The organism is Streptomyces sp. (assembly GCF_019510245.1).
Taxonomy (GTDB): Bacteria; Actinomycetota; Actinomycetes; order Streptomycetales; family Streptomycetaceae; genus Streptomyces.
Map to the genome: position 1 here is coordinate 1 of NZ_JAEKKT010000333.1, position 7,408 is coordinate 7,408.

Genomic DNA, 7,408 nt, shown 5'->3' on the forward strand with positions numbered 1-7,408 from the left:
CATAGTGTTTCGGTGGTCATAGCGTGAGGGAAACGCCCGGTTACATTCCGAACCCGGAAGCTAAGCCTCACAGCGCCGATGGTACTGCAGGGGGGACCCTGTGGGAGAGTAGGACACCGCCGAACAAATATTAGGAAAAGCCCACGCCTCATGGCGTGGGCTTTTCTGCGTTCAAGGGCTCGAATAAGGGCCCCGGAGAGAAATCGACAGGGGCCGTTCGCAGCCCCCGCCGTCCGAGAATCAGAGCCGGCCCGCCGCTTTCAAGGCAAGGTACGCATCTGCCAGCGCAGGGGCGAGATCATCAGGCGTCGCGTCCACGACCGTCACACCGCGCCGGCGGAGTTGCTCCGCGGTCCGATGCCGTTCGCTCTGGGCCTGTGCGGCCGCCGCTGCCTCGTACACCGCGTCGGCGTTTCCCCGAGCCGTCGCCATACGGGCGATATGCGGATCGGCCACTGAAGCGAGCAGAACCGTGTGCCGTTGGGTCAGCTGGGAGAGCACGGGAAGCAGACCCTGTTCGACCGGAGCGGTGTCGAGCGTCGTGAGCAGGACGATCAGGGAGCGCCGTGGAGCCGTTCGGAGCGCGGTCGCGGTCAGGCCGCGGGCGTCCGTTTCGACGAGCTCGGGTTCCAGCGTGGCCATGGCATTGACCAGGGAGGGCAGGACGTCGCCCGCGGCGCGGCCCTGGACCAGAGCGCGGACCCGGCGGTCGTAGGCGAGGAGATCCACACGGTCGCCCGCGCGCGAGGCGAGGGCCGCGAGGAGGAGCGCCGCGTCCATGGAGGCATCCAGCCGGGGCGCGTCTCCTACCCGGCCGGCGGAGGTGCGTCCGGTGTCGAGGACGAGCAGGATGTGCCGGTCGCGCTCGGGACGCCAGGTGCGTACCGCGACCGCCGACTGCCGGGCCGTTGCCCGCCAGTCGATGGACCGGGTGTCGTCGCCTGGGACGTACTCGCGCAGGCTGTCGAACTCCGTTCCCTCGCCGCGGGTCAGGACGCTGGTGCGGCCGTCGAGTTCACGCAATCGGGCGAGTTTCGACGGCAGGTGCTTGCGGCTGGTGAAGGGGGGCAGAACCCGCACAGCCCAGGGCACCTTGTGGCCGCCCTGGCGGGAGAACAGGCCGAGGGGGCCGTAGGAGCGGATCGTGACGCGGTCCGCCTGGCGGTCGCCGCGGCGGGTGGGACGCAGGCGGGTCGTGACGCGTCGGCGTTCGCCCGGGGGGACGGTCAGACGGTGGCGTGAGGCCTCGACCTCCGTGCCGGGCTGCCAGCTGCTCGGCGGCCAGCCGTCCCTGAGGCGGGCCCGGAGCGGGCGCCCGGACGGGTTGGTCACCGTCAGGGTGACGTCCGCGGTCTCGCCCAGACGGGCGGACGTGTCGCCGGAGCGGGTCAGCACGAGGCGTCGTACGGGAGCCGCGAGGACGAAGTCGCAGGCGCAGGCCAGGGCCAGTGGGCCGTCGACGGCGAAAACGCCCGTCCAGCTCGGTCCCCAGATTCCGATGGGGATCGATCCGATGGCCGCGATGAGGGCGGCTCGTCCGGTGAGGGGCATCAGCGGGGGACCGGGACGTGGGCGAGGATCGCGTTGATGACGGAGTCGGCGGTCACGCCTTCCATCTCGGCCTCGGGGCGGAGTTGGACGCGGTGGCGGAGGGTGGGCAGGGCGAGTGCCTTGACGTCGTCGGGGATGACGTAGTCGCGGCCGGTCAGCCAGGCCCACGCGCGTGCGGTGGCGAGGAGGGCGGTGGCGCCGCGCGGGGAGACGCCGAGGGTGAGGGACGGCGACTCGCGGGTGGCGCGGCAGATGTCGACGACGTAGCCGGTGATCTCGGGGGAGACGGTCGTCTTGGCGACCGCCGTGCGGGCGGCTTCGAGGTCGGCGGGGCCTGCGACGGGGCGTACGCCGGCGGCGCGCAGGTCGCGCGGGTTGAAGCCCTCGGCGTGGCGGGTGAGGACGGCGATCTCGTCCTGGCGGGAGGGCAGGGGGATCGTCAGTTTGAGGAGGAAGCGGTCGAGCTGGGCTTCGGGGAGGGGGTAGGTGCCCTCGTACTCGACGGGGTTCTGGGTCGCGGCGACCAGGAAGGGATCGGGGAGCGGGCGCGGGATGCCGTCGACGGTGACCTGTCGTTCCTCCATGGCTTCGAGGAGGGACGACTGGGTCTTCGGCGGGGTGCGGTTGATTTCGTCCGCGAGGAGGAGGTTGGTGAAGACCGGGCCGGGCTGGAAGGAGAACTCGGCGGTGCGGGTGTCGTAGACGAGGGAGCCCGTGACGTCGCTCGGCATGAGGTCGGGGGTGAACTGGACGCGCTTGGTCTCCAGTTCGAGCGCGGATGCGAGGGCGCGGACGAGCAACGTTTTGGCGACTCCGGGGACTCCTTCAAGGAGAACGTGTCCGCGGCAGAGGAGAGCGACGACGAGGCCGGTCACGGCGGGGTCCTGGCCGACCACGGCTTTGGCGATCTCCGCGCGCAGGGCTTCCAGGGAGGCCCGGGCATCGGCCGGGTTCCCGGTGTTCCCGGCGTTGTCAGTGGTCGGGTCCATCATGGACGGCGTACCTCTCTTTCGAGGGCGTCGAGCTGGTCGGTGAGGGAGACGAGGGCCGCGTCGTCGCCGGGCGGCGGTCCGAAGAGCAGGGCGTGCAGGGTCTGCCCGTTGCCGTGCAGGTGGGCGGAGAGCGCGGGAAGCAGGGCCTCGGGCGCGTGCGCCTGGGAGACGGGGACGCCTACCAGGGGGGCGAGACGGGTGCGGGCGGTGGAGCGAAGAGCGGCGGCCGCGCGGTCGCGGGCGCTGGCCTTGCGGTAGAGGCGGCCGCGGCCTTCGACGGTTTCGGAGGCGCGGATCGCCACGGGGAGTTTCTCGGGCACGAGGGGGCCGAGCCGGCGCGCCCGCCAGAAGGCGGCGAGGGCTGCGGCGATGAAGAGCTGGAGCGTGCCCCAGAGCCAGCCGGAGGGCAGCAGGTCGAACAGGGATTTCTGGTCGCCGGTACCGGTGGCCGTGGCGTCGGAGAGCGAGGGGAGGTACCAGACCAGATGGGGGCGGGAGCCGAGGAGTTGGAGGGCGAGCGAGGCGTTGCCCTGCTTGTCGAGGCGGTCGTTGAGCAGGATGTCGGGCGCGCCGAGGACGACGGTGTCACCGTTCCCGGAGGCCGCGGGGATGCGGAGGAGCGTGGCCAGGCGCTGGCTGGGGTAGCAGGAGTCGGAGTCGAGGTGGGTGGTGGTGTAGCGGATGCCGCCGGTGTCGGCGCTGCCCGCCCGCCGGGCCGCGGCCAGCGTGCAGTGGGGGTCGAGCGTGGAGCGGAGGCTGTTGGCGGGGTCGGCGGTGACGCCGGGGGCGAGCCGTTCGACGGACGTGCTGCCCGCGGCGACCAGGATCGTGCGGCCGCCCGAGCGGGCCGTCGACTTCCGCAGCAGCGACTGCTGGTGCGGGGTCAGCAGGTCCGGGACGGCCACGAGAAGGGTGGTGCCGGGGCCGGTCGCGGCGCGCGCCTCGCCCAGGGTGGTGACGACGCGGGTGTCGACGCCGCGGTCCGCGAGGAGCTCGGCGACGGCGCGGCTGCCGTAGGGGTCGGCGGAGCGTGGGTCGAGGTCGCCGTGCCTGTCGCCGGAGCGGATGACGGCGATGGCGACGGCGCCGGCGAGGACGAGCACCACGGCGAGGACGATCCCCCGGGTTCGCGTCCACACCTGCCGGGTGGTGGGCGCGGTGGAGGTGGCCGGGAAGGCTACGCCGGTGGTCATTCGGCGGCTCCCTGGCGGGTGTTGCGGGTCGTGCTGTGGGCGCTGCTGGAGTTGCTGGCGCTGCCGGCCAGGACCGGCTTGGTGCGTTCCAGCTCGCGGTCGAGGTCGGCGATGCGGTCGTACGAGGTCTGGGTCGCCCTGCGGCCGCCGTACGTCACGTCGTCGAACTCCCGGGCGGCGGCGTGCAGCCGGTCGGTGTGGGCGGGCAGGGCACGGCCGGCTTCGGCGGCGGCCTCGTCGGCGGTGCGGCCGGGGCGGGCGTCGAGGAGGGCGCGTTCCTCCAGGGCGCGGACGACGGCGCGCATGCGTTCCTGGAGGGCCTGGTTCCAGTGGCCCTGGGCGGCGTGTGCCTCGGCGGCCGCGCGGTGTTCGGCGGCGCTGCGGGGGCGGTCGTCGAACAGGGTGGCGGTGGAGACGGGTTGGCGGCGGGGGGTGCCCAGGCGCCACCACAGGGCGCCCAGGACGACGATGACGGCCAGGACCACGACGACCAGGCCCAGTGCGCCTCCGGGGGTCGCGGACGCGGCGGCGGAGAGCAGCCGGTCGACCCAGTCCAGGACGGCGTTCAGGGCGCGCTGGAACAGTCCGGGGTCGTTCTCGTGGTACATCCGCTTGGACAGTTCATGCCGTGCCGCTTCCCGTGCGGGGCCGCGCGGGATGGTCACGGGCGGTTGGCCGTCCGAGCCGGTCCGCGACAGCTGCGCCGCGTCCCGGGCCCGCAGCAGGCCTCGTACGGTCTCGTCGGCGGCGCGCGGCAGGGTGGCGGGCACCGCAGCGAGGACTCCCCCCGTCGGGCTCACCGCATCAGCTCCCCGGGACGGTGCCGGGGGTGCCGACGCCGTAGTTCTCGACGCCTGCGGCGCGGGCCAGTTCGAGGTCGAGGGCCTCGCGGCGGATGCGCTGGTCGATGTAGAGGAGCACGGTGACGCCCGCGTTGATCGGGAAGGTGAGCATGGAGCCGATCACCGAGCCGATGCCGCTGATGACGAGGAACGTCCAGCCGTAGTTGTTGTTGGTGTTCTCGAGGAAGCCGGTCAGGCCGTGGCCGCCGGCGTAGGCCCCGATGAGGGTGAAGGGGACCACGGCGAGCGACGAGACGATGTTGGCGATGATCGAGGCGAGGAACTGGATGCCGAAGACCCGCCACCAGGAGCCGCGGACGAGTTTGGTGGAGCGGCCCAGGGACCTGGTGATGCCCTGCTTCTCCAGCATCAGGGCGGGCGAGGCGAGCGAGAAGCGGACCAGCAGCCACACGGTGACGACGGCACCGGCGAGGATGCCGAGGACGAGCAGGGCGGCGATGGCGCCGCTCGGGCCGCCGGCGATCGCGACGATGATGCCGGGCAGTGCGCCGACGGCGACGATGCCGACGGCGATGAGCCCGGTCAGGAGGATGAGGCCGAACAGCTTGAGGACCTGCGGACGTGCGTCGCGCCAGGCCTCGCCGATGGCCACGGACTTGCCGAGTACGGCGCGGCTGGTGACGGTCGTCAGCAGCGCTGTCGCGATGATGGTGCCGACCAGGGTGATGAGCAGGACGGCGCCCGAGCTGAGCGCGACCTCGGCGAGGGCGCGGCTGATCTCGGTGAGGGAGGCGCCCGGGTCGTTGAGGGCGTCGGTGGTCTCGGTGTCGTTCAGGACGAGGCCCTGCAGGAGGATCACCGCGACTTCGGTGATGACCGCTACCGTCAGCGAGATGCCGAGGACGGTGCGCCAGTAGGTGCGCATGGTGGAGACGGCGCCGTCGAGGATCTCGCCGACGCCGAGCGGGCGGAGCGGGATCACGCCGGGCTTGGCTGCGGGCGGTGGGCCGCCCCAGCCGCCGCCCCAGGCTCCGTAGCCGCCGGGCGGGCCGTATCCGCCGGGTCCGCCGCCGTAGCCTCCGGGGCCGCCGTAGCCCCCGTGACCGCCGCCGGGGGGCTGGCCGCCCCAGCCGGGGCCGGGGGGTGGAGGCGGCGGTGCCTGGCCTGGTGCCGGCGCGCCGGTGGGCGCGGACCACTGGCCGGGCGGCGGCTGTTCCTTGGACCACTGCGAGCCGGAGCCCTGTGGATCCGCGCCCGGCTGATCGGCGGGCGGTTCGACAGGCCCTGCGGGGACGGGGCGGTCGGCAGGGGCGGACGCGCCGGGTTCCCGCCCGTCGGACGGGGCGGATCCGGGCGAGGCCCAGCCCGGAGTGTCGTTCATCGAAGCTCCTTCACGGTGCCCGTCCGCGAGCGCGGCGGCAGGTTGGCTGCCATCGTGCCATGGTGTGGGCGCCCAGTGACCGGCCGAGGTAGAGGCTGCGCACCTTCAATTGTCCGCCGGATACGGGGCAGACTGAGCCCATGGCTGATCAGTACGCGCAAACCGGCGAGGACATGCGGCCGACGGGAATGCCAGTGATCCGATGGGAGGAGCCGCCCGAAGGTCCCGTGGTGGTCCTTCTCGACCAGACCAGACTGCCGGCGGAGGAGGTCGAGCTGGTGTGCACGGACGCCTCGGCGCTGGTCGAGGCGATCCGTTCGCTCGCGGTGCGCGGTGCGCCGTTGCTCGGGATAGCGGGGGCGTACGGGGTGGCGCTCGCCGCCGCGCGGGGCTTCGACGTGGACGAGGCCGCGGTGGCGCTGTCCGGTGCGCGGCCCACGGCCGTGAACCTGTCCGTCGGGGTGCGCAGGGCCGCGTCGGCGTACCGGGCCGCCCTGGCCCAGAGCGGTGACAGCGGGGCGGCGGCCGCGGCGGCGCTGGGGGCGGCGCGGGCGCTGCACCGGGAGGATGCCGAGGCCAGCGCACGGATGGCCGAGCACGGGCTGGCGCTGCTGGAGGAGCTGCTGCCCGCCGGAGGGCACCGGATCCTGACCCACTGCAACAGCGGATCGCTGGTCTCGGGAGGGGAGGGCACGGCGTTCGCGGTGGCCCTCAAGGCGCATCGGGCGGGGCGGCTGCGGCGGCTCTGGGTGGACGAAACGCGTCCGTTGCTGCAAGGTGCTCGCCTGACGGCATACGAGGCGGCTCGCAGCGGCATGGCGTACACCTTGCTCACCGACAATGCGGCCGGTTCGCTGTTCGCGGCGGGGGAGGTGGACGCGGTGCTGGTCGGGGCGGACCGGATCGCGGCCGACGGATCGGTGGCGAACAAGGTGGGGAGCTATCCGCTCGCGGTGCTCGCGCGGTACCACCATGTGCCGTTCATCGTGGTTGCGCCGTCGACGACGGTGGATCCGGAGACACCGGACGGGGCATCCATCGAGGTCGAACAGCGCCCCGGATACGAGGTGACCGAGGTCACAGCACCGCAGGTGCCGGTGGCTGGAGCGGGAGGCGGGATACCGGTGGCACCCCTGGGGACCCAGGCGTACAACCCGGCGTTCGACGTGACGCCGCCGGAGTTGGTGACAGCGATCGTCACCGAGGAAGGCGCCGTTTCTCCCGTGACGGCTGAGGCTCTTGCGGAGCTGTGTGCCAGGTCACGCCAGGTAACGATTTAGCTAATGGGATGACGTCGGCTCGACCGACGGAAACGGCCCCTCCACCTGCGGCGATTCGCAGGCCAAGGGGCCGTGACACCCAACGGCTACATCAACGAACGTCGGGCTCCGGCTGATCGGTGTCCAGCGCCCGCAGTCGAGCCGACTGCCGAAGCAGGCGGTCGAGCTGACCCACCGCTGCGATCACGTCCGGCTCCAGGGCTTCAGC

Annotated in this window: 6 protein-coding genes and 1 rRNA gene; 2 read left to right on the forward strand and 5 right to left on the reverse strand. The window is 72.7% G+C overall.

Going from position 1 to position 7,408, the window contains the following annotated elements:
- Positions 1-8 precede the first annotated feature (8 nt).
- A 5S ribosomal RNA gene (gene rrf / locus JF597_RS50425) occupies positions 9-125 on the forward strand.
- A gap of 115 nt (positions 126-240) precedes the next feature.
- Here rrf and JF597_RS50430 read toward each other — a convergent pair.
- Genes JF597_RS50430 through JF597_RS50450 form a run of 5 tightly spaced genes read right to left on the reverse strand, consistent with a single transcriptional unit; the run spans position 241 to position 5,920 of the window.
- The gene (locus JF597_RS50430; protein WP_294013049.1) at positions 241-1,551 is read right to left on the reverse strand and encodes a DUF58 domain-containing protein; all 1,311 of its coding nucleotides are present in this window, start codon (positions 1,549-1,551) and stop codon (positions 241-243) included.
- Positions 1,551-2,540 (reverse strand): MoxR family ATPase, encoded by a 990-nt coding sequence (locus tag JF597_RS50435; protein ID WP_294013065.1) that lies wholly within the window; start codon positions 2,538-2,540, stop codon positions 1,551-1,553. The genes JF597_RS50430 and JF597_RS50435 overlap by 1 nt, the downstream gene beginning before the upstream one ends.
- The gene (locus JF597_RS50440; RefSeq protein ID WP_294013052.1) at positions 2,540-3,736 is read right to left on the reverse strand and encodes a DUF4350 domain-containing protein; all 1,197 of its coding nucleotides are present in this window, start codon (positions 3,734-3,736) and stop codon (positions 2,540-2,542) included. Before JF597_RS50440 ends, JF597_RS50435 begins: the two co-directional genes overlap by 1 nt.
- Positions 3,733-4,506 (reverse strand): DUF4129 domain-containing protein, encoded by a 774-nt coding sequence (locus JF597_RS50445; RefSeq protein ID WP_294013055.1) that lies wholly within the window; start codon positions 4,504-4,506, stop codon positions 3,733-3,735. Before JF597_RS50445 ends, JF597_RS50440 begins: the two co-directional genes overlap by 4 nt.
- Positions 4,507-4,540: 34 nt before the next feature.
- Complete coding sequence (locus JF597_RS50450) at positions 4,541-5,920, reverse strand: hypothetical protein (protein ID WP_294013058.1); 1,380 nt, start codon at positions 5,918-5,920, stop codon at positions 4,541-4,543.
- A 140-nt stretch (positions 5,921-6,060) separates the two neighbouring features.
- Between JF597_RS50450 and mtnA the strand changes: the two genes are divergently transcribed.
- Positions 6,061-7,200 carry an S-methyl-5-thioribose-1-phosphate isomerase gene (mtnA, locus tag JF597_RS50455; protein WP_294013062.1) on the forward strand — a complete coding sequence of 380 codons (1,140 nt, stop codon included), beginning with the start codon at positions 6,061-6,063 and terminating at the stop codon, positions 7,198-7,200.
- Positions 7,201-7,408: the final 208 nt, after the last annotated feature.